The following is a 22,834-nucleotide window of genomic DNA, read 5'->3' on the forward strand; positions in this document are numbered from 1 at the left end:
CCATGTTGGAAGCCATCCGCCGCTGGCGTGATGCGGGGGAGGCGGTGGCCAGAATTACGGTTCTGGTCGCCAAAGGGTCCACCCCGCGTGAGGCCGGGGCCTATATGCTCCTCACACAACACGAGCAGGTTGGCACGATCGGTGGCGGGCGTCTGGAGTGGGACTGCATGGCGGATGCCCGGGCCCTCCTGACTGATGGTGCAGACCATCTGGAACGTCATATCCCGCTGGGGCCTGCCATCAACCAGTGCTGTGGCGGCGCTGTGACGGTGAGCATCGAGCGCATACGAAACCTGGATGACATTGAGCGTCAGGCCTGGAAAGAGCGGGAGACGCTGCCTCAGTTGATTCTGTTCGGGGCTGGGCACGTAGGGAGAGCGCTGGCGAAATCACTGGCGCTTCTGCCCCTCAGGCTTGTCTGGGTTGATGCGCGGCAAGATGAGTTCGGGCCTGTTCCGCCAACAGTCGAAGCACAGGTCACATCAGACTGGGAAAGCACATTGAATGCAGCGCCTGCTGGTTCGGGCGTTCTGGTGCTGACACAAAGTCACACTCTGGATGCCCTCATTACGGGGGCAGCGTTGGCGCGAAATGATCTGCGATACGTGGGGATGATCGGCTCTCGCACGAAACGCAAACGCTTTGAGAGTGCGTTCCGGGCAATCGACATCCCACAGCAGCAGATTGATAAACTGGTGTGCCCGATTGGAGATTTTGGCGTGCGGGACAAGCGTCCTGAGATGATTGCAGCCTTCGTAACGGCAGAAATTGCTGCTCGTCTTCTGGAGGTCTGACGACATCGGGGATGTGAGAATCGTCTATGTAACGAAAGCTTACAAAACCGTTCCGGAAGTTCGATTTTCAGAGTGGATAATTTTCGATATTTCTGGCAGTTTTCCAAGCCTCGCAGACATCACGCCGTTGTGATGTAACACCACGTTCAAGTGATGCATCTTCTGCGCTTATGGTGAGCCTATGAGCACTGACTTTCGGATGCAGCCTGCGCCAGGCAGCAGGTTTCTCTCGACAGCACGACGTGCAGGACAAAAGTTCTGTGCTTCATCCTCCCGTTTTCTCCGGACTGGAGTAGCGGCAGGGGTTGTGCACCTTGCCCTCTTTTCAGGATCTGCCATCGCAGCAGGTGCGGCGATACCGCAGGCCGACAAACCACCATCCCTCACGGCGGCCGATCAGACTTTTGTGGAAGATCTGGAACATCGGACGTTCCGCTGGTTCTGGGATACGGCCAACCCCAAGAATGGGCTGATCCCTGATCGCTCTCCGCTGCCGAATGGGGCTGCGAGCATTGCGGGTGTGGGCTTCGGTTTGACGGCTTATGGGATTGGAGCGGAGCGCGGATACATAACCCGCCAGCAGGCTGCCGACCGCACGCTGACGACCCTGAGATTTCTGATTGGTCTGCCGCAGAACGACAAGGTTTCAGGTGCGGCAGGGTACAAAGGCTTTTTCTACCATTTTCTGGACCCCAATACCGGCCTGCGCGTCGCGGACTGGTCTGAACTTTCCAGTGTAGATACAACGCTTCTCATGGGCGGCGTTCTATTTTCCCAGTCGTATTATGACCGGGATACTGCGCAGGAAAAAGAAATCCGCGACATTGCCGATCGCCTGTATCGCCGTATCGACTGGACGTGGATGAAAGCGCATGGCCCTTGGCTGAGTATGGGGTGGTCGCCGCCCAATACGTTCATCACGACGGACTGGAAGGGCTATAACGAAGGGCTGATCATTTATCTTCTGGCCATTGCATCACCGACGCATCCTCTTCCGGCCGACACATGGAAGACCTGGACGGCTACTTACGATGGGCAGTGGGGAGATTTCCAAGGCCATAAGCTGCTGAATTTCGCGCCACTCTTCGGCCACCAGTACAGCGAATCCTGGATTGATTTCCGTGGCATTCAGGACGATTTCAATCGCAAGCATGATGATGACTATTTCCAAAACGGGCGTGAAGCCGTGTACGCGCAGCGTGCTTACGCACAGGCTAATCCCGGAGACTGGAAGGACTACGGTGCCAATATCTGGGGTCTGACCGCCTGCGATGGCCCCGGGGACATTCAGCAGGATTATGACGGCAAGCATCGCCATTACCTCGCCTACAGCGCGCGCGGGGCGGGCCGGGATTACATTCTGGACGATGGCACCATTGCACCAACAGCCGCGGGCGGATCGATTGCCTTCGCGCCTGAAATTGCTCTTCCCGCACTGGAAGAGATGCGCAAGCGCTACGGAAGCCGGATTTACAATCAGTATGGCTTCCTGGACTCTTTCAACCCGTCGTTCAAAGACAAGAATGATTACTGGGTCGACGGGCAGCAGCTTGGCATTGATCAGGGACCTATTCTGCTGATGCTGGAAAACTGGCGCAGTGGCTTTGTGTGGAACACGATGAAAAAGAATCCTTATCTGCGTGATGGCTTAAAGCGCGCGGGATTCCAAGGCGGCTGGCTGAACGAAAAAACAGCGTCCAGCCAGGGCGACCGTCCGCTGTAGTTTTGTAAGTCGTCCCGCTTAAAAGGCGCGACCCAGTGCCGCAACGAGCGTTCCGGGCGGAAGTGTCTGGGATGCTCGTTTAAGGCTGGTTTCGTAAAAGATATTTTTTGGCTCGGGGACCGATACAGTGTCTGTCCCCAGGTTTACGGCGATGGTCAGCAGGCTGCCGTCCCCAAGAGTCCAGGAGGCAATGACAGCTTTCTCTCCCAGAATATCGGCTCCCGCGCTGTAAGCTCCTTTCAGGTGCGGCGTAATTTTGGAATGGCGTAAGGCCAAAAGTTCTTTTGTTCTGGAAAGCCACGCTTGACCTTCCGGTGTGTCCCGTTCGGTTCGGTCCGGGCGAGAAATTCGAAATGTTTTCGGGTCAGTGGGGCTAGGAAGTGTCGCAAGAATGTCCGGGTCCGTCAGGTTGCAGTATTCGGCAAACTGTTCTTCGCGCCCACGGCGGACCTTCTCGCCAATGGCACCGTGAAAATCCGAAAAGAAATAGAATGGCGTTTTTGAGCCCCACTCTTCCCCAAGGAACAGCATTGGCGTCATGGGGCAAAGAAGAAGCAGCGCATAGGCTGCTTTGAAGGCGTCCGGGTCTGAGAGGGTGATTAATCTTTCTCCCAGAGGGCGATTACCGATCTGATCATGGTTTTGTAAAAACGTTACGAATTTTGTTGGAGGTAAATCGCTGCTCGGACTGCCACGCGTTTTCTGGCGCGGCGGGAAATATTCGCCCTGCCACGCAAGCCCCTCTGTCAGAACACGTTTGAGAAGGCCGGTTGTTTCGTGATGAAACGGCAGGAAAAACCCCTTGTCCTCTCCGCTGAGCATGACAGTCAGGGTATGGTGCCAGTCTTCGCTCCATTGTCCGGAATAACCGTCGCGGAGAAGGCCTGCGTCATTGTTCTCATTTTCAAGAATTAAATGAACATGGCGGCCCTTTTCGACAGTCTTGTGAATGCGGCTCTGAAGTTTATAAAACCATTGTCGATCCGTAATGGCCCATGCCGCATCGATGCGGAGGCCGTCAAAGCGATATTCCATCAGCCAGTAAAGCGCATTGTCGATAAAGAAATCCGCTACGATTGGGTTATGGAAGTCGATACCGTCACCCCAGGGCGTGTCGTAGCGCGGGTCGAAGAAGCCTTTTGCATATTCCAGTAGGTAATTCCCGTCTGGCCCGAAATGATTGTACACCACATCCAAAAAGACCATCAGACCCAGTGAATGAGCATAGTCGATCAGGTCCTTCAGGGCTTCCGGCCGTCCATAAGCTGGCGTTGGGGCATAAACCAGAACGCCATCATATCCCCAGTTCCAGTGACCACTGAAACTGTTGACCGGCATGAACTGAACCGTTGTGATGCCCAGATCCGCCAGTTCCTGAAGGCGGGCTTTCATGCCTTCATAATTGCCTTCGAGACCCAGATGCGTCTCGTAAATGATCGTTTCTTCCCACGGGCGCCCCTTCCATTCGGGTGTTTTCCAATCATAAAAATCGGGGTCAAGAATTTCGCTTCGCCCATGTACGCCATCAGGCTGAAAGCGGCTGGCCGGGTCAGGAACCGTGACGTTGTCGCGGACGCGGTAAAGGTATCGTGCCCCGGCACCGCAAGGTACTTCGGCGACGAATGTTCCATCTGCGTGTCGCCTCATGGCGATGGGCGGAAGGTCCTCCACCTCCACAAAAACTCTCTCACAGGAGGGAGCCCAGAGCGTGAACCGTGTCCGATCGGGAGCGATGAGTTCTGCACCCAGGCGGTTTTTAAACCTGAAGGAAGACATGCGCTGCGTCCTTTGTCTCAGGGAGCTGGAGAAAGATAAAGCACGGCAAGGGGTGGGAGGATCAGTTCGACAGAGTGTGGCATGCCATGGGTGGGAATATCCTGGGCGTACACTCGCCCATGATTGCCGAGATTACTTCCGCCCAGATGGGCTGCGTCTGTATTTAGGAGCTCTCGCCATTCACCGCGCCATGGAACGCCGATGCGGTAGTTCATGCGGGGAACAGGCGTCATATTGCCCACAACAAGAACAGGGCGTGCATCTGGAGACTGTCTGAGCCATGCAAAAACGGTGTTTGCGGTATCGTCGGCGACGAGCCACTGAAACCCTTCATGCTCATCATCGGAAGCGTGAAGAGCAGGGTGAGAGCGATACAGCGTGTTGATGGAACGAACCGTCTCATGCATGCCACGGCCATACCCGTCCCACAGCCGATACCACGCCAACTCACCTTCATGATTCCACTCATGAGGTTGAGCCAGTTCTCCGCCCATGAAGAGAAGTTTTCGGCCCGGATAAGCCCACATCAGGGCATAAAGTACGCGCAGATTGGCATGTTTCTGCCACTCGTCTCCCGGCATTTTGGTCAGGAGAGACCCTTTTCCGTGAACAACCTCATCATGGGAAAGTGGCAGGATAAAACGTTCCGAATAAGCATAGATCATGCCGAAAGTGATGTCGTTTGCGTGGTAACTGCGCCAGAGCGGATCAAGCTCCATGTATCGCAGCGTGTCATGCATCCAGCCCATATTCCATTTGTAGGTAAAGCCCAGGCCGCCTGTTCTGGCGGGCGCTGTCACGCCTGGCCAGGACGTCGATTCTTCCGCGATCAGCATTGTGTCGGGGTGGAGGTCTTCCAGTGTTTCTGAAAGATGGCGCAGGAAATTGACCGCTTCCAGATTTTCGCGCCCTCCATGAATATTGGGGCGCCATTCGCCTTCTTTGCGGCTGTAATCCCGGTACAGCATGGACGCGACAGCATCGACGCGCAGGCCGTCGACATGGAACTGTTCAAGCCAATGGAGAGCGCTCCCCGCCAGAAAACCACAGACTTCATTGCGTCCGTAATTATAAATCAGGGTGTGCCAGTCCTGATGATAGCCTTCCTGCGGGTCTGCATGTTCATACAGGTGTGTGCCATCGAACTGGCTCAGCCCATGCTGGTCAGCAGGGAAATGGGCAGGGACCCAGTCGATAATGACGCCGAGGCCAGCCTGGTGGCAACGATTAACGAAGTTGGCAAATTGAGCACGTGAACCATGGCGCACTGTAGGCGCATACAGGCTGAGCGGCTGATAACCCCATGAGCCGGAATAGGGATATTCTGCGATCGGGAGGAGCTCCAAATGAGTGAATCCCAGATCCTGAAGATACGGAATGAGCGCATCACCAAGCTCCTCCCACGTCATGATGTCATTGCCATGCTGGGGATGACGCCATGAGGGGGCATGAATTTCGTAAATTGAAATGGGAGCCTGACTGGCATGTCTGGCTGCTCGCGTTCTCATCCAGTCTGCATCGTGCCAGACAAAGTCATCGGGAGCCGCAATAACAGAGGCATTGGCAGGCGGGAGTTCTGCGGCTTTGGCATAGGGGTCAGCCTTGGCGGGAAGGACGTGCCCATCCTGAGAGACTATTTCGTATTTGTAACGCTCTCCAGCGTGTACGCTGGGAATGAACAACTCCCACACGCCAGAGCCATGACGCAGGCGCATGCAATGCCGACGGCCATCCCAGATATTGAAATCTCCCACGACTGAGACACGCTTGGCATTTGGTGCCCACACTGCGAAGCGGACGCCGCTCACACCGTCAACGGTCATGGGGATGGCGCCCATCATCTGGTCGATCTGCTGATGCTTCCCTTCCGAAAAAAGATACAGATCCATGTCGCCCAGAAGAAGGCCGAAGCTGTATGGGTCATGGGTGTCCTGCCAGGCATCGGCCCAGCGGATGCGCAGGTGATAGCGGGCGGAGCGGGGGAGCGTGGCGGAATACAGGCCGCGATCATCGATCCGACGCATGGTCTTTTCCAAAACCTGCCCTGATGCCTGTTCCACCATAAGATGGACTTCCACAGCATCGGGGTAAAAGACTCTCACAATATCCTGCCGATGATCCCGGTGGCGGCCGAGCAGAGCAAACGGGTCACTGCACTGCCCGGCCATAAGTGCGTCTGTCATGGATTGAAGAACGGGATCGACCGGACGAGCCATTATGCGGAAAACCTTCAGGATCGGGTGCCCGTACGGGGCGTGAATGGAACAAGTGCGGACGTGGCTGTGTCGCCCGCGGTGCGCGGCATCCGGGCAACCTGCCGTGACAGCCGTGGACGTGCCGATGCCGGATCGGCCCGGCGTGGGGCGATATCACTGCCCGGCTCTGTCATAACTGTTTCATGGCCGGTCATATCCTGCAGCAGGCGGGCGTATTGCGCGGCTTTGCCATTCCAGGACACATCGTGCAGGGCCCCATTCCGCTGCATCCGTGCCCAGACGGCTTTTTGACGAAACAATGCCTGCGCGCGGCGGATTGCCAGATACAGCATGTCTTCCGTTGTGGGAGAAAACAGGATTCCGTTTGCAACGCCCTCTGACACAGCGGCCGAATTGGCATCAATAATGGTGTCGCTCAGCCCTCCCACACGGGCTGCAATTGGGATTGATCCGTATCGCAGCGCATGAAACTGCGTCAGGCCGCAGGGTTCAAAACGGGAAGGGATCAGGGATGCATCGACCGCAGAGTGCAGTCTGTGGCCAAGTGTCTCGCTGTACCGCAGATGGCAGACGAAATTTTGCGGATACCGGCTTCGTAGGGTCGCAAACTCCTGCATGATGCCTTCATCACCCACACCGACAACAGCGAGCTGGATATCCTCCTGAAAGAGGCGAGGGGCCAGCTTTGCGAGAAGGTCAGCCCCTTTTTGTGTTGTCAGACGACTGACCATCCCGAGAAGCAGAGCATCCGATTTCTGGGGAAGGCCAAACTCAGCCTGAAACACACGCTTGTTCGCACGGCGCGCGATGATGTCTCCGACCGCATAAGGAAAAAAGACGGAGGGATCGGTCATGGGGTTCCATTCCCGAAGGTCCACGCCATTCAGAATACCGGTCAAGGCGTTGGAACGTGCCCGCAGGACGGTATCCAGCCCCATTCCTTCCTCAGGGGTCTGAATTTCTTCTGCATAGGTTGGTGACACACTGATCAGCCGATCTGAAAGCTGGAGCGCAGCCTTCATGAAGCTGATCTGGCCGTAATATTCGAGTTGGTCGAAGGTAAAAGACCAGTCTGGCAAACCGAATGTATGCAGCATTTCGCGGGGAAAGAGCCCTTGAAACGCGAGATTATGCACGACATGGGCGACCGGCGGTGTCGGGCCCTCCATATAGCGCAGATAGGCGGCAACCAGCCCGGCGTGCCAGTCATGGCTCAGAACTGCGTCGGGCTTCCAGCTCGGGAGTGTTCCGGAGGCAATCAGGGCAGCCGCTCGGCAGAGGACTGCGTAACGGATGCCGTTGTCGCTCCAGGGCTGCCCGTCTGGAGCAAGATATGGATTGCCGGGACGGTTATAGAGTTCTGGGACGTCTACGACATAGAGCGTGTTTCCATCGGTCCGGCCTTCCCAGATCGTGACGGTATATCCAAGAACATTATCAATCCGGATCGTTTCTTTGCGATTGCAGAGTGCGTGCAGAACGGCTGGGTAGCCGGGAACGAGGGTACGCGTGCAGATTCTATGAGGTTCAAGTGCGGCCGGCAGTGAGCCAACAACATCTCCCAGCCCTCCGGTCTTGATCAGCGGATAGATCTCCGCAGCCACAGACAGGAGTTGCAGTTCTCTCAGGGCTGATACGGGCGTATTCGTTGTCATCACACACACCCTTCTCGCTATCATGCGGAGTTGGATATTTTTTGGCTTTGTCGAGGGCACAACGTCTGATGAATGGTGTTGGAAACGCCTTCACAAATAATTTACAGCCATGTCAGGCCCCGCTCCAGCGTTACCGCCTTGAAAGCCGCACGGCTCTGCCACGGGGCAGGAAAGCTGGCTTGCGTTTTTGCTGGAACAATCAAGATGAGCAGTTCGCGCCAGAAGGGATTACAGGAAGGAAACCCCAATAATCTCGGAGCTACGTATGACGATTCCGGGGTCAATTTCGCCGTTTTTTCTGCCCACGCCAAAGCTGTTGAAGTCTGCCTTTTTGATGAAGACGGAACACGTGAAACAGACCGGATCCGTCTGCCCGAATATACCGATCATGTTTTTCATGGATGGATCCCGGATCTGAAGCCGGGGCAGTTATATGGTTACCGTGTTCATGGGCCTTATGAGCCGGATGAAGGACATCGGTTCAATCCCAACAAATTGCTGATGGATCCGTACGCTAGGGCATTTCATGGCGATCTGACATGGGATCCTTCCCTGTTTGGATATGAGCTGGACCATCCTGACAAGGACCTGAGTTACAGTACGGCAGACAGTGCATCATTCGTACCAAAAGCGATCATCATAGATCCGACACCTCAGCATTTTGACCATCCTGACACACCCTGGACGGATACGGTCATCTACGAAATGCATGTGAAAGGATATACGCGGCTGAATGGTGCAGTGCCTGAGAAACTGCGTGGAACCTATGCCGGACTGTCAGACCCGAAACTTTTGAAAAGTATTCGGGATATGGGTGTGACGGCGGTGGAATTCCTGCCTGTTCAGAGCTTTGTCAGTAGCAAATTTCTGGCAGATAAAGGCCTCAGGAATTACTGGGGCTATAATACGATCGGCTTTTTTGCCCCCGAAAGCCATTACGCTGCAGAGCCTGATAATGCGGCTCAGGAATTCCGGGCTTTGGTGCGTGCCTGTCATGAGGCGGGCCTCGAAGTTATTCTCGACGTTGTTTATAATCATACAGCGGAGGGCAATGAACTTGGCCCGACGCTGTCATTCCGCGGGCTGGATAATGTTTCATATTACCGGCTCATGCCAGACAGTAAAAGACATTACATAAACGAAACGGGAACCGGAAACACATTCAGCCTGACGCATCTGAACTGCATCCGCTTTGTTGCGGACAGTTTGAGATATTGGGTCAAGGAAATGGGCGTTGATGGGTTTCGGTTTGACCTCGGAACAATTCTTGCCCGTGAAGAAGATGGTTTCCATAATGATGCAACGTTTCTGCGTGTCTGCCGGCAGGACCCGGTGCTGTCGCATGTGAAACTGATTGCCGAGCCTTGGGACGTTGGTCCGGGTGGTTATCAGGTTGGGAATTTTCCGCCGGGCTGGGCAGAGTGGAACGACACGTTTCGGGACACTGTTCGTGATTTCTGGCGCGGCGAGGCCAAGTCGGGCGCGCTGGCGCCCAGGCTTCTGGCCAGCCCGGACCGTTTCAACCACAGCGGACGGCAGACATGGGCCAGCGTGAATTTTGTCACGGCTCATGATGGTTTCACGCTCATGGACTGCGTTTCTTACAACGAGCGCCATAACGATGCGAACGGGGAAGAGGGCAAGGATGGCTCCCCCGATAACCGATCCTTCAATTATGGTGTGGAAGGACCGACAGAAGACCCGGATATTAACGCCATCCGCTGGCGCCAATGCAGGAACATGCTGTCCACGCTGCTGCTGTCACAGGGAACGCCCATGCTTCTGGCCGGTGACGAATTTGGCCGTACGCAGCAGGGGAACAACAATGCCTATTGTCAGGACAGTGAGATTTCGTGGCTGAATTGGGAGATCGGTAAAGAAGGTGCCCAACTTCAGAGTTTCGTTCACCGCTTAACGGGGTTGAGGCGCCGGTATCCCATTCTTCGGCGCGGGCGCTTTCTGACGGAGGCTTACAATAAAGAGCTGGATGTTCAGGAACTCACCTGGCTGACAGCTAATGGCAATCAGATGATGCCGGAAGACTGGGGGCACGATCAGTGTTTTGGTCTGATGATCGACGGTCGCAGCCAGCGGAGTGGCATCATGCGACGCGGGTCAGATGCGACTGTTCTGCTTGTATTTAATGGATGGAAAGACGCCGTTCCATTCATACTGCCAGAGACAGGAGAAGGCCGGTGGAAGCTTCTGCTGGACACAAACCAGCCAGACGCTGGTGGCGAGATTGAGAAAGAAGTCTTTGACCAGAAGCATGAATACACCGTCACCGGTCGGTCTCTGCTGCTGCTGGAACTGATTTGTCGTGAAACTGGTGAGTGTGCCTGACGGCGGACATGGCGGATGAAACATTGCATCCATGTCAGACCTGACGAAGAATGACAGACCCTGTTTTAGGAAAGGACTATCTTATGCGTCTCATTCTTGCCCTGCTTCTGCCGTGGCTTCAGTTCTTCACCATTGGTCGCCCGTTCGCAGGCATTATCTGCCTGTTCCTTCAGGTCACTGTTATTGGCTGGATTCCGGCTGCAATCTGGTCCGTGTATGCGTTGAGCCAGTATCGCACAGATCAGAAGCTGGCCGCTGCACGTCGCGGCTGAGCCTGTAACACCCCATAAAAAAGCCCCGACGTCGAAAGGCGCCGGGGCTTTTTTTATTCTCAACTCGGGTCTTTAGATCGTATCGACGGTTCCACCATCAACCCGCAAAGCTGCGCCCGTCGTGGCAGAGGCGAGGGGCGATGCTGTGTAAACAACGATATTCGCGACTTCGTCCACTGTTGCCATGCGCTGAAGGATGTTGCTTGGGCGGTGCTTCCGGACGAAATCCGCCGCAAGCTCTTCCACAGGCTGCGTGCTGTCAGGGTTCTGCGCCTTAAGCATGTCTTCTACGCCCCCGGAAAGTGTCGGTCCTGGCAGGATGGAATTTACCGTGACATTCGTCCCCGCCATATCCTTGGCCAGACCGCGGGCCAGACCCAGCATGGCCGTCTTGCTGACACCGTAGTCGATCATTTCCACCGGAATGTTGATTGCAGATTCCGATGCAATGAAAAGGACACGGCCCCAGTTACGCTCTTTCATGCCGGGCATGTAGGCGCGGGCCAGCCTGACACCGGAAAAGAGGTTGACTTCGAACAGCTTCTGCCAGCTTTCATCCGTGGTCTTGAAGAAGTCATTGGGGCCGAAAATTCCGGCATTGTTGATCAGGATATCAACAGCGCCTTCAGTGTTCACAAGCGTGTCACACCCTTCGGCAGTGCCAACATCCGCCACCACACTGCGGAAAGTGCCACCAGGAATACGTTCCCGCAGAACGTCCAGCGCTTTGTCTACGCTTTCCTGTTTACGGCCGTTGATGATGACGGTTGCGCCAGCTTCGGCCAGGCGCCGCGCTATGGCGAGCCCGATCCCGCCAGTGGACCCTGTGACAAGGGCTGTACGACCACTCAGATCAATTCCAAGCATGGCGGGTTTCCTTCTTCATCGGATGGCACATGGCGAAGGAAACGCAGCAAGGTCTTGATGGTCGCAAAGGTTTTATGGAAAAGGACACAGGCAGGAGGCTGCGTTCCTGTGCAGATCTGTTAGTGTGAGGTCGGCCCTCGTCCATCCGGGAAAAGCGGCGTGACCGGGAGAGACAGCATGACGGCCGGTTCAGAAGTAGCGCAAGCCAGTGGCAATGCTCTTCCTTCGATCGTGCATCAGATCAGAACAGCTCTTGAAGACTTCTCAGAGCATCTGCTGGCCCTGGCAGCCAGTCTGGGTGGTGGGGCTGCTGCGCTGGTCATGCGGGATCGTCGTGGGGAATGGGTGATAGCTTCTGGCGGAGACAGCAGTTTTCTCGCCGAGCTTGAAAGCGGAAATCCTAAGGGTGTTTGCTGCCTCCCGGTTTATGAAAACGCTCCCGAGGTCTGGTTGTGTGTCAGATGTAAAACGCCGGGGCTGGAGAATGTTCAGGCACTGTGTGCGCGCCATATTGCCCAATCATTTTCGATGGCAGATGGCTCCGGATTGGCCAGTCAGCTTCATCGGCTGGACCGCCGTATCAAGCGTATGGCTGAAGCCGCAGAAATGGGTTTTTTCCGTTGCAACCTGACGCGCCGTATTCTGTTCGGGGATGAACGTTTTGCGCAGATCTGGGGGCTTCCTCCGGAACGCTTGATGCAAGGGCTTCCGATGGAGGACGCATATGCTTGCCTCCATCCGGACGATCGCGCTGCTTACGAGAGCGTTGCAGAAGACGAACTCAGGGAAGAGGGCAGCTTCGAATACCGTGTCCGCCTTATGGTTTCGCATGCGCAGGGGCCGACAATGGTGCGGCATCTGCTCATTCGAGGTTGGCGGGATGATGATCAGCTCGACCGCGAGGATCTGTATTCCGTCGGTGTGATCATGGATGTTTCAAATGCTTCCATGGTTGCTGAAGCGCTCAGGTCCAGTGAGGCCTTTACCCATCTTCTTCTGTCCAGCTCTCCGGACTGCATTCATATCCTCGATCTGGACGGGTGCATCCGGTTCATCAACGCAGGTGGTATCGAGGCCATGGAGCTCGATAGCCCGATTATCTTGCACGGTGTGCCTTGGGTTGATCTGTGGCGAGGTCAGGCTCGTATCATGGCCATGCAAGCAGTTAAGACGGCCTTGAGTGGAGAGGCGGGGCGTTTTCAGGGCTATGCCAGTACCATGCGGGGAAACCGCCGCTTCTGGGATGTCGCCGTTACGCCGATCTTCGGAGAAGACGGGGACGTTCAGCGTCTTCTGGCGACCGGACGTGATCTGACGGAAGTCAATCAATCCAGTCTTCGGCTTCAGCTTGCACTGGACGCAGGCGCTATTGCCGGAACATGGATGTGGGATGACAATTCCTCTCTCGTGATCGGGGATGCCCGCCTGGCTGAAACGCTGGGCCTCGACGCAAAGGCACTGGAGCAGGGTGTTCCAGCTACCGCGTTCTATGCCGCCATTGAGCCTGAAGATCAGGGGCGTGTTGCAGCCGCTATTACGAATGCCCTGCATACGGGCGGACAATGTGATTTCGAATTCCGTGTCCGCACACCGATGGGGACGCGGTGGTTTGAAGGGAATGGTCGCTGCGATCTGACCGAAGACAGACGCCCGCTGCGTTTTCCTGGGATTGTGCTCGATATTGATCACAGCAAGAGACAGTCTCTGCGTCAGGCAGCTTTGGTGGAGCTTGGAGATCGGCTGCGCGCCCTAGAAAATGCTGATGAAATGGAAGGCGTTGCCGCCCAGATCCTGTGTCGCGAGCTCTCCGTAAACTGTGCTGCTTACGGGACAGTTGACGAAGCGGGAACAGGTATTCTGATCGGCGCCATGCGCACGGTCACGCTTGGATCAGGAAGCAAGATTCAGCATCAGACATCCATTCGTGGATTTCATGCCTTCCGCGATTATGGCGATTACGGACCGCTTCTGGCGCGTGGGCGGACTGTCGCGATTTCGGATGTGCGTCTGGATGCCTTGACGCTCAAGCATGTCGAACGCTTCGAAAATCTCAATATTTGCGCTCTTCTTCATGTCCCCCTGTTCAAGTTTGGCAGGCTGGTTGGCGTGATGTGTGTGTACTCCACGGTTCCGCATGTCTGGACGGAAGAAGAAATCGTTTTCACACGCGCTGTGGCGGACCGCACCCATGCTGCCATGCGCCAGGCCAAGACCCAGCAGGAACTGCGTGAGATGAACGTGATGCTGGAGGAGCGGATCCGCCAGCGAACGCGGGAGCGTGACCGCCTCTGGACCATCGCCAAAGATTTGTTCGTCATCATCAGTCGCAGTGGTCACTATATGGCCGTCAGCCCCTCCTGGCTGCGGGCGCTGGGCTATACGCAGGAAGGACTGATCGGGCTGAGGATTGAAGCTTTGTGTCATCCGGACGATCAGGCTGCGGTCTGTGAAGCGTTTGACCGGGTTCGGCTCAGTACGCCTGGGTCCGATGTCGCACTGGATGTGCGGATGAAGCACCGGAACGGCACATGGCGGCTGTATAACTGGAATTTCAATAATGAAGGTGACACCATTTACGGTGTTGGCCGCGACATTACTGAACGCAATGATCTGGAAGAGCAGTTGCGTCAGTCCCAGAAGATGGAAGCCGTGGGCCAGTTAACGGGGGGCCTTGCTCATGACTTCAACAACCTTCTCGCCGGAATAGGTGGAAGTCTCGAACTCCTTGAAACCCGACTGGTGCAGGGACGGACTGTTGGTCTTGACCGTTATATCACGGCGTCACAGGACGCGGTGCGGCGTGCAGCATCCCTGACACACCGTTTGCTGGCGTTCTCGCGTCGTCAGCCGCTGGATCCGGTTCCTACGGATGTGAATGGTCTGGTGTGTGGTCTGGAGACGCTCTTGCGCGGGAGTGTCGGCCCGTTGGTGTCGATCCAGTTTGATCTGCAACAGGGTATCTGGACGACACGGGTGGATGCCAACCAGCTTGAGAACGCAGTGCTCAATCTCTGTATCAACGCACGGGATGCCATGCAGGAGAGCGGCGGAACCATTCGGATTGTGAGCGCCAATACTTCTCTGGGCCCTGTGGCCAGTCACGAAGCGGGTGTGTCCGTTGGCGACTACGTGCTTTTGAAGGTTGAGGATAACGGCTGCGGCATGGCGGAAGAGACGCTTCAGCGCGCGTTTGATCCGTTTTTCACGACCAAGCCTCTGGGGAGGGGGACAGGTCTGGGGTTGAGCATGATCTATGGTTTCGCCCGTCAGTCTGGTGGGCAGGCGCAGATCAGGTCCCGGCCCGGAGAAGGAACATCAGTCAGTCTGTGGCTGCCCCGTTATGACGGCCCAGCCGACCTGTTGGTAGCAGATGTTTCGAAAGGTGATTTGCTGACAAAAACGGCGTCTGTTCGGCTGTCTGGGAAGCTGGTTCTGGTTGTGGATGACGAGGAAGCGGTCCGCCTTATTGTCAGTGATGTCGTTGGAGATCTGGGCGCGCGGGTTTTGACAGCAGAAGACGGTATTTCAGCTCTGGAACTGTCAGATCGTTTTTCAAATGGCATTCAGCCCAGCGTGATGATCACGGATATCGGCATGCCAGGGGGAATGAACGGGCGGCAGCTCGCTGCGCGGATGCGAGACAGATTTCCCGATCTGAAAATTCTGTTCATTACCGGCTATGCGGAGCAGAATATTCTGGATGAAGGCCTGCTTGAACCTGGATGTGCTTTGCTGGTGAAACCTTTCAGCACAGAAGCTCTGGCGCGCAAGCTTTCACAGCTCGTGGCGCCAGCCTGAACTCAGTCGGCCGATCAGGCGTTTGGTCTGTAAGAACAAGATTTGAAAAGGAATTTCTGATGAACGATGAGGTGCCATATCTGGATAACCAGACAAGAATTACGCTGAATGATGGCCGCGTTATTCCGCAGCTTGGGCTGGGTGTGTGGAAGACGCCTCCTGAAGAGACAGCAACGGTTGTCCGGGAGGCTGTAAAGCTCGGATATCACTCTGTCGATACGGCACGCCTCTATCGGAACGAAGATGGCGTCGGTGAAGGTCTGGCGGACTATCCCGATGTGTTCGTGACAACGAAAGTCTGGAATGACGAGCAGGGCTACGACAGTACGCTGCGTGCTTATGAGGAAAGTTGCCGTCTGCTGCGTCGCCCGGTTCTGGACATGTATCTTATTCACTGGCCAATGCCGGAACAGGGTCAGTATGTGGAAACATGGAAGGCCCTCGTGACGCTGCAAAAGGAAGGGCGCGTCAAGTCCATTGGCGTGTCCAATTTCGAGCCAGAACATTTGTCGCGCATCATGGATGCAACCGGCGTTGTGCCGGCTGTCAACCAGATCGAACTTCATCCATTTTTCCAGCAGAAGGCGCTGCGGGCCTTTAACGAGCAACACAATATCCGCACGGAATCATGGCGTCCGCTTGGGAAAGGGCAGGTGCTGGATAATGCCACGATCGGGGAAATTGCTCGAAGTGTAGGGCGGACGCCTGCTCAGGTCATTATTCGTTGGCATCTGCAGAGCGGTCTTATCGTGATACCGAAATCGGCGAACCTGAAGAGATTGGCGGAGAATCTGGATGTCTTCGATTTTACCCTGACAGAGAACGACATGGCGGCGATCGCAAAACTTGATCGTGAAGATGGCCGCATGGGCGCCCACCCCATGACTGCCCGCTTCTGAAAAAGAGATCGTCTTGCGAAAGGGCCGCTTCTGGTGACAGTCGTGGTTCTCCTGTAATGGTGCCGGAACCAAAAATTCCGACGATGGCAGGAGAGTTGTCATGACGACACTGAATGAGCAGGACTTTCGCCGGGCGATGTCCCATTTCGCAACGGGTGTCGCTGTTGTGACGGCCAAGGGAAGCGAAGGCGAGCAGGGCGCAACCATCAGCGCCCTGACATCTGTTTCCCTTGATCCGCTCCTGCTTCTGGTCTGCCTGCATCGTGGCAGCTCGACTTATAAAGCGATTGCTGAAGCCGGGCGTTTTGGTCTGAGCATCCTGAACAATAGCCACAAGGATGTGGCCATGCTGTTTGCCAGCCGCACAGCAGATAAATTCGGATCAGACGTCGTTGTACGAGCGGAAGACGGTACGGCGTTTATTGATGGCGCACTGGTGCAGATGCATTGCGAATTGGTGGAGACGTTTCAGGGCGGTACGCACGCACTGTTCATGGCAAAGCCGACGTCCATCACCGTTCGTGATGAAGCCCCGTTGCTTTACTTCCAGGGACAGTTGGGGATTGAGGCGTAAGAGCACGCTTGTTTGGTTACAGGCGTGCGACCGTAGGTAATGATTTGAAAAAGTGATGGAGATTTCGAAGGCTTTTCGGAATTTCCAGCTTTCAGTTGTTGAGAATAATTATCATTAGTGTTATCTCCCCGCTCGCTTTTCGGAGATTTGGCGATGCGGGTACGGTCGTGTCTTATTCCCTGTGCAACAGTGTTGCTGGGGCTGCCTTCGGGTCTGGTGTTCGCGCAGGAGCCGGAGAAGGAAGGTTCAAGGCATCATCAGCCTGAGCCTGTTCGGCAGGGACAATCGGCTGATCACGCCCGGGAAGAGCGCCTGAAAGTGAAGGGCAGCCATGTCGGGTTGCTTTCGGTTGGCGGAAATGCCGCAACCAAAACGTCCACGCCGCTTGAAGATGTTCCTCAGAACCTGACGGTTATTACCCAGGCGCGCATGGCGATGCTGAACTCACGCAGTGTGTCCGAGGCGGTTCGCTACGCTGCGGGTGTTTCTGACTATGGCTCCAAGGATGACCCACGCGGATATTTCGGGACAATCCGGGGTTTTTCCCCGGATATCTATCTTGATGGAACACGTACGCCCGATGCCGCGTCCTCGCAGTCCTTCAGCATAGAGCCGTGGGGACTTGAAGAAATGGACGTGCTGCGTGGGGCTTCATCGGCGTTGTATGGCTCCGGGCAGCTTGGCGGCATCATCAACGCGGTCAGTAAGCGGCCCCGTGAAAATCAACAGAACGAGGTTGCGTTTCAGACTGGATCCTACAGCCGCGTTCAGGGCGCTGCGGATGTCGGGGGAGCCATTGACTCCGGCAAAACGCTTTTGTGGCGTTTCAATGGTCTTCTGCGTAAGTCCGACACCTACGCGAAGAATATCAAGAATAACGAAGTCTATGTTGCGCCGTCCCTGCGCTGGCGCCCGGATAGCAAGACAGATTTCACAATCCTTGCGAGCTATGAACAGCTTGATGCAGGGTCAACAGCTCAGTTTCTCCCGTCTGTTGGAACGCTTTTTGCCAGTCCTTACGGGTACATCGCGCGTAATTTCCTGAGTAGCGATGCTGATTATGATGTGTATTCGAAGCGTCAGGTCGCCCTTGGTTACAGCTTCACGCGGCGCCTGACCCCGAACTGGACCATCAGCCAGAATATGCGATACGCGCATCTGGATCTGGACTATCGGTTCGTGACGGCTGTTGCCCTGTCTTCCGATCAACGCACACTGACGCGACGGGCGTTGCTACAGTCCGCTAATTACAACAACGTGACGCTGGATACGCGCTCCAACCTGAAGCTCAAGACGGGGCCGGTGCATCATGAGCTACTGGCTGGTGTGGATTTCCGAAGTGATTTTCTGGCCAGCCGCCGCGGACAGAGAACGGCTCCGTCCCTGGATCTGTACCACCCCGTCTATCGCACGATCAGTTGGCCAACCTATGGCACTACGACCAATACGAACGAGACCGAGACGCAGACTGGGATTTACGCGCAGGAACAGGCGGAGTGGCATCATCTCTATCTGACCCTCTCGGGACGAGAGGATTTTACGGAAAGTCTCACTGTCGATAATCGTACGGGGACACAGACCCCTCAACAGAACAATGCTTTTACTGGGCGTGTCGGGCTGCTCTACAAGTCCTCTATCGGCCTGGCGCCTTATGTTTCTTATGCGACATCTTTTCAGCCTCAGGTCGGAACGACGCGTGAGAATACGCCTTTCCTGCCAACGCGCGGAAAGCAGATCGAGGCTGGCCTGAAATACAAGCCGCCGCACGGAACGCCTTGGGGCGAAGACTTCATGCTGACGGCTGATTTCTTCAATCTGGTCGAAACCAATGTTCTGACAACTGACCCTGCTGATTCGACCTATGACATCCAGACGGGCGAACAGAGAACGCGTGGGTTTGAGGCGGAAGGCGTCGGACGTCTTCCATACAGGATCGATATGTTGGCTTCTTTCACCTATCAGGATCCCCGGATTACAAAGACAACCGTTGCGGCCCAGAAAAATCAGCGCCCGGTTGCGGTCCCGTCTCATATGGCATCCCTGTTCCTGAAGCGGGATTTTCGGCTGACGAAAAACTGGGTTACGGGACTAGGTGCAGGTGTACGCTATACGGGTAATACGGCAGGAGCATTGCCGGAAACATTCACGGTTCCAAGCCAGCTTGTCTGGGATTTGCAGGCTCATCTGGATTACCGGCGTTTTGGAATGCAGTTCAATGGGACCAACATCGCAAACCGCCATTACGTAGCAATGTGTACGCGTTCGGTTGCCTGTGCCTGGGCACCAGGACGAGCAGTATTCGTTACTTTGTCCTATCGTTGGTAAATGGCTCGTGGTGTTCGAACTCCTTTCTGTAGTCCTGACCATTCTCGCCGCAGGACTGTTTTACCTGTCGGCGCCGTCTCAGTGTTTGATACGTCGCTCTCTCTCATTGCGTGCAGGCGTAGTGCCGGGGCTGCTCAGTCTGTTGGCTGCGGTAGAGGTAATGGCCCTGAGGATACATCTCCTCACAGCGCTGCTGGTGGTTGGAACCGTGCTGATGCTGGCGTGTAGTCTGCTGCCTCTGACACTGGCGATTTTCAGGCCTCAGGGGCGCACATTGTGAGTGGTACGACGCAGCCCAAGCCATTGGATGGCACAGGATGGATCGGGAAGGTGTTGGCTGGACTGATACTCGGCGCGGCGCTCGCGATCGGTCTGATGGGCATCCTGGGGCTGGTGTTTCACGCCGATGCCCAGCTTAAAACCGCAGCATCCCAGATTTTGCGCTGGTTTCCCGGGCCTGTCTGGGGGCTTGTGGTGGCATTTTCTTTCCTGTTCCGCTCCCCCCGTCAGGCATGGCTGACGCTGGTTCTCGTCAATGCCGGGGTGTGGGTCCTGTTTTTCCTGCTGCATGGTGTCATGGCATGAAGATTCGCGGGGATGTCGTCCGGCTTTACCGGAATGTTCATAGCTGGGTGGGCATTATGGCAGGGCTGTTCCTGTTCATCGCCTTCTACGCAGGCGGCATGACAATGTTTGAATTGCCGCTGGGGAACTGGGCCTCTCGCACAGCCACGTTGCCAGCACCAGTTCCGGCAGATCGCCTGTCCGAACTGGTGCAGAAGGCCGAGACGGCAGATCCGTCCATGATTGCCAACCATACTGTGGTTTTGCATCCGGATGAGACCAGTCCATCGAGCCTCATGTGGGTTGTCTCATCAGACAGGGACCATGGGCCTGCACGGACAGTTTATGCAGGTCTGGCCGCAGATGGCACACTCGTTACCCAGACGAGAACACCCTCGCAGGTCGGGTATTTCCTCAACATCCTGCATCAAAGAATAGGCCTTCCCCTGAACCGGGAATATGGGCGCCTCATTATGGGGATTGTGGCGCTCTTGTATGCTGTGGCGCTTGTGTCGGGCACGATTGTTCTGCTGCCCTCTCTGGTTCGTAATCTCTTTGCCGTAAGACTGACCGAAAATCTGCGCCGCATGTGGCTCGATTTCCATACGTTGCTGGGTGTTTGCTCCCTGCCGTTTCACATCGTGATGGCTGCAACGGCTGCTGGGTTTGCATTTCATCAGCCCATCATGGCGGTGGAAAAAACCCTGTTTCTGCCAGCAGTGTCCGCACATCCGCCTCAGAAAAATCACTCGCACCAGGGTGACCGGCCTCAGGCACTTCTTGAGCCGCTGGCGATTGTCGATGCCTTCCGAAAGCAGGTTCCGGGGCTTGAGCTGGACACGCTGGCCTATTCCAGCCGGGGCGGGAAGCTGTCTTTGCACGTGACGGTACAGGATGCGGCGCAGATCAGCCGGCGACCGGATGGGGGGTATGGCGAGGTCAATCCTTACACAGGGCGCCTGATCTCAACTGATTTTCTGCCCAACCATCAGAAGCCAGCATTCCAGGCCCTCACGTTGATCTACGCTCTGCATTTCGGGACTTACGGAGGGTGGCTGATCCGGTGGGGCTATGCTGTTTTGGGGTTTGGTGGAGCATTCCTGTTTTACTCAGGCAATCAGCTCTGGATCTCATCGCGCAGGCGCCGTGACCGCTCCGCTGGTCTGACGGAAGACAGCTTTGGAACGCGCTGCCTTTCGGCTCTGACAACAGGCTGCATGATTGGCTGCATCAGCGGTGTATCCGCAGTTCTTGCTGCCGCGCCTTTCTTACCAGAAGGAGGCCACTACCAAGCAGCTGAGGCCCTGTTTTACGCGGTCTTTTTCATCTGCCTCACTGTCGCTGCGTGTTGGGGCGGAACGAGAAGTCTTCGCCCCCTTCTAACTGTGGCTGGCGTGCTGACCCTTCTGATCCCCCTGACGGACATGACACGATCTCTGACGTCGGGAACGGTCACGTCCTTGGCTGTGAGTGTGGATGGTGTGGCGCTTGTTTATGGAGCGGCTCTCATTGTGCTGGCTCTCAGAAAGAGCCCGCACAGGGGGACTGAAATACGCCTCCCGGTTACTACGTCATAAGGGACGGTAAGCTCCACATTTCCACGGCCGTATCGACGGCCTGAGCGACTGGGAACAGCCGCGAGGGGGCCGCTCCGACATGGCCATGTTGGAGCATAGCCTGCCCATCCAGTTTTGCCCCTACAGCCGGAAAGCGCTCCACATTCGTTTGCGGCATGCGGAACCGGACCCAACGACGTTCCTCATCCACCAGCAGAGCAGTTCCGTCTTCAAACGTGGGACCGTGCGGATCTGAGAGGCGTTCCGCCAGATGAAGCGCCGTACAGGTTTCCCAGCCTGTGCCGATCATCAGCACGTAAGCGCCGCACTGGTTCAGAGCCGCGAGAGGCGAAACAACGCCAAACGGGTCCTCGAGAGGATGGCTGGAGAGAATGTCTGCAGCCCGTGGCCCCCGGGCTGTAAAGGACACCTGCGGATGCAGGCTCCGGAGCGTCCCGGGCCACGTACGGAAGGTCTCGGCAACTGTGCCAACGCCCCGCGTGGAGGTTGTGCGGGGATCGAACGCAGGCATGCTGGCTCGGATCGTGTCCCACCAGGTCTGTGGAACGGGTGGATCACACCATCCGGCGGGATCGCTCAGATCCGAAGACTGCGCAGGCATGACGATCGTGCCTTCCGGCCCCACAACCTGAAGAAGAGCCTCAATAACACTTCTTGCCCCGCCACAGATCCAGCCAATACGGCTCATGGCCGTATGAACCAGAACCGTCATGCCGGGTTCAACGCCAATCCGTCTGAAATCAACCGCCAGCCGTGCCTGGGTGACAGGCCCGCGGGCACGGGCAATGGCAGCCGCTTCAGTCATGTCTCAGCCACGGCCCCGATAGCCGGGAACGTCCTGTGAAGGAATCCAGACGCCTGCTGGTGGCTCACCTGTCTGCCAGAAGACATCGATTGGAATGCCGCCGCGGGGGTACCAGTAGGCTCCGATGCGCAGCCATTCCGGATCGAGCAGTTCGACAAGGCGTTCGGCAATCGCAACGGAACAATCCTCGTGGAAAGCGCCATGGTTGCGAAAGCTGGTCAGGTACAGCTTGAGAGACTTGCTCTCCACGATCCATTTGCTCGGGATGTAATCGATGACGATGTGCGCGAAGTCCGGCTGGCCCGTCACGGGGCAAAGAGACGTGAACTCCGGTGCTGTGAAGCGCACGACGTATTTGCGACCCTGATGAGGGGAGGGCACACGCTCCAGAACAGCTTCTTCCGGGCTGTTTGCGGCGGCCGTGTTACGGCCAAGCTGGCTCAGGGCGTCAGTTCCCGGGGCGGAAGGCCCCGTTGGATGATGGTCGGACATGGTGGATTCTTCTCGCGGAAAGACTGTGTTTTCCGAAGATGTGGACCAGCTTTGCGCCTCACTCAACCCGGCCCCTTTACGAAAAGACTGCGACAGAGTTTGCATATTCGCGGGATTCGGTGCAGAAGACGGCGCAAATTCTTATCTTCGATGC

17 protein-coding genes are annotated in these 22,834 nt (G+C 56.1%); 11 read left to right on the top strand and 6 right to left on the bottom strand.

Features of this window, described 5'->3' with window-relative positions; translation table 11 throughout:
- The first annotated feature begins 2 nt into the window (after nt 1-2).
- Nucleotides 3-794: a xanthine dehydrogenase accessory protein XdhC gene (xdhC, locus tag JN414_RS00130; protein ID WP_202206212.1), complete on the top strand. Its 792-nt coding sequence runs from the start codon at nt 3-5 to the stop codon at nt 792-794.
- Nucleotides 795-975: 181 nt separating this feature from the next.
- On the top strand, nt 976-2,517 hold the full coding sequence (locus JN414_RS00135) for a glucoamylase family protein (protein ID WP_237389803.1): 1,542 nt from the start codon (nt 976-978) through the stop codon (nt 2,515-2,517).
- 18 nt (nt 2,518-2,535) lie between these two features.
- Here the strand turns inward: JN414_RS00135 and treZ are convergent, their stop codons facing one another.
- From treZ to glgA, 3 genes are read right to left on the bottom strand one after another with little or no spacing between them, the layout of a single operon-like run.
- Nucleotides 2,536-4,293, bottom strand: a complete 1,758-nt coding sequence (treZ, locus tag JN414_RS00140; protein WP_202206213.1) for a malto-oligosyltrehalose trehalohydrolase — start codon at nt 4,291-4,293, stop codon at nt 2,536-2,538.
- Between the two features lie 17 nt (nt 4,294-4,310).
- Nucleotides 4,311-6,509 carry a 1,4-alpha-glucan branching protein GlgB gene (glgB, locus tag JN414_RS00145; RefSeq protein WP_202206214.1) on the bottom strand — a complete coding sequence of 733 codons (2,199 nt, stop codon included), beginning with the start codon at nt 6,507-6,509 and terminating at the stop codon, nt 4,311-4,313.
- A 14-nt stretch (nt 6,510-6,523) separates the two neighbouring features.
- On the bottom strand, nt 6,524-8,164 hold the full coding sequence (gene glgA / locus JN414_RS00150) for a glycogen synthase GlgA (RefSeq protein ID WP_202206215.1): 1,641 nt from the start codon (nt 8,162-8,164) through the stop codon (nt 6,524-6,526).
- A 204-nt stretch (nt 8,165-8,368) separates the two neighbouring features.
- On the opposite strand from glgA, the gene glgX reads away from it, so the two are divergent.
- Together glgX and JN414_RS00160 are read left to right on the top strand one after the other, a co-directional pair.
- The gene (gene glgX, locus JN414_RS00155) at nt 8,369-10,507 is read left to right on the top strand and encodes a glycogen debranching protein GlgX (RefSeq protein WP_202206216.1); all 2,139 of its coding nucleotides are present in this window, start codon (nt 8,369-8,371) and stop codon (nt 10,505-10,507) included.
- Nucleotides 10,508-10,590: 83 nt separating this feature from the next.
- A complete protein-coding gene (locus JN414_RS00160) occupies nt 10,591-10,779 on the top strand; it encodes a YqaE/Pmp3 family membrane protein (RefSeq protein ID WP_086634214.1) in 189 nt (62 codons plus the stop codon).
- Nucleotides 10,780-10,851: 72 nt separating this feature from the next.
- On the opposite strand, the gene JN414_RS00165 is transcribed toward JN414_RS00160, so the two are convergent.
- Entirely contained in the window at nt 10,852-11,646 is a 795-nt protein-coding gene (locus JN414_RS00165) for an SDR family NAD(P)-dependent oxidoreductase (RefSeq protein ID WP_202206217.1), read from the bottom strand.
- Between the two features lie 177 nt (nt 11,647-11,823).
- Here JN414_RS00165 and JN414_RS00170 point away from each other — a divergent pair, with 177 nt between their 5' ends.
- The 7 genes from JN414_RS00170 to JN414_RS00200 all read left to right on the top strand — a co-directional run bounded on the left by JN414_RS00170 (nt 11,824) and on the right by JN414_RS00200 (nt 21,383).
- Nucleotides 11,824-15,444, top strand: coding sequence for a PAS domain-containing protein (locus tag JN414_RS00170; RefSeq protein ID WP_202206218.1), 3,621 nt, complete (start codon nt 11,824-11,826; stop codon nt 15,442-15,444).
- Nucleotides 15,445-15,503: 59 nt separating this feature from the next.
- Nucleotides 15,504-16,343, top strand: a complete 840-nt coding sequence (locus JN414_RS00175) for an aldo/keto reductase (RefSeq protein WP_202206219.1) — start codon at nt 15,504-15,506, stop codon at nt 16,341-16,343.
- A gap of 100 nt (nt 16,344-16,443) precedes the next feature.
- A complete protein-coding gene (locus JN414_RS00180) occupies nt 16,444-16,917 on the top strand; it encodes a flavin reductase family protein (protein ID WP_202206220.1) in 474 nt (157 codons plus the stop codon).
- A 153-nt stretch (nt 16,918-17,070) separates the two neighbouring features.
- Complete coding sequence (locus JN414_RS00185; RefSeq protein WP_202206221.1) at nt 17,071-19,242, top strand: TonB-dependent siderophore receptor; 2,172 nt, start codon at nt 17,071-17,073, stop codon at nt 19,240-19,242.
- Nucleotides 19,243-19,249: 7 nt separating this feature from the next.
- Nucleotides 19,250-19,522 carry a hypothetical protein gene (locus JN414_RS00190; protein ID WP_237389804.1) on the top strand — a complete coding sequence of 91 codons (273 nt, stop codon included), beginning with the start codon at nt 19,250-19,252 and terminating at the stop codon, nt 19,520-19,522.
- Nucleotides 19,519-19,827, top strand: a complete 309-nt coding sequence (locus JN414_RS00195) for a hypothetical protein (protein WP_237389805.1) — start codon at nt 19,519-19,521, stop codon at nt 19,825-19,827. Before JN414_RS00190 ends, JN414_RS00195 begins: the two co-directional genes overlap by 4 nt.
- A complete protein-coding gene (locus tag JN414_RS00200) occupies nt 19,824-21,383 on the top strand; it encodes a PepSY domain-containing protein (protein WP_202206222.1) in 1,560 nt (519 codons plus the stop codon). Before JN414_RS00195 ends, JN414_RS00200 begins: the two co-directional genes overlap by 4 nt.
- Here the strand turns inward: JN414_RS00200 and JN414_RS00205 are convergent.
- Nucleotides 21,373-22,188, bottom strand: coding sequence for an aminoglycoside N(3)-acetyltransferase (locus JN414_RS00205; protein WP_202206223.1), 816 nt, complete (start codon nt 22,186-22,188; stop codon nt 21,373-21,375). The two genes, JN414_RS00200 and JN414_RS00205, sit on opposite strands and share 11 nt — an antisense overlap.
- Nucleotides 22,189-22,191: 3 nt before the next feature.
- Nucleotides 22,192-22,680 carry a preQ(1) synthase gene (gene queF, locus JN414_RS00210; RefSeq protein WP_202206224.1) on the bottom strand — a complete coding sequence of 163 codons (489 nt, stop codon included), beginning with the start codon at nt 22,678-22,680 and terminating at the stop codon, nt 22,192-22,194.
- Nucleotides 22,681-22,834: the final 154 nt, after the last annotated feature.

Origin of the sequence: Gluconobacter sp. Gdi, from assembly GCF_014132155.1 — a bacterium.
Taxonomy (GTDB): domain Bacteria; phylum Pseudomonadota; class Alphaproteobacteria; order Acetobacterales; family Acetobacteraceae; genus Gluconobacter.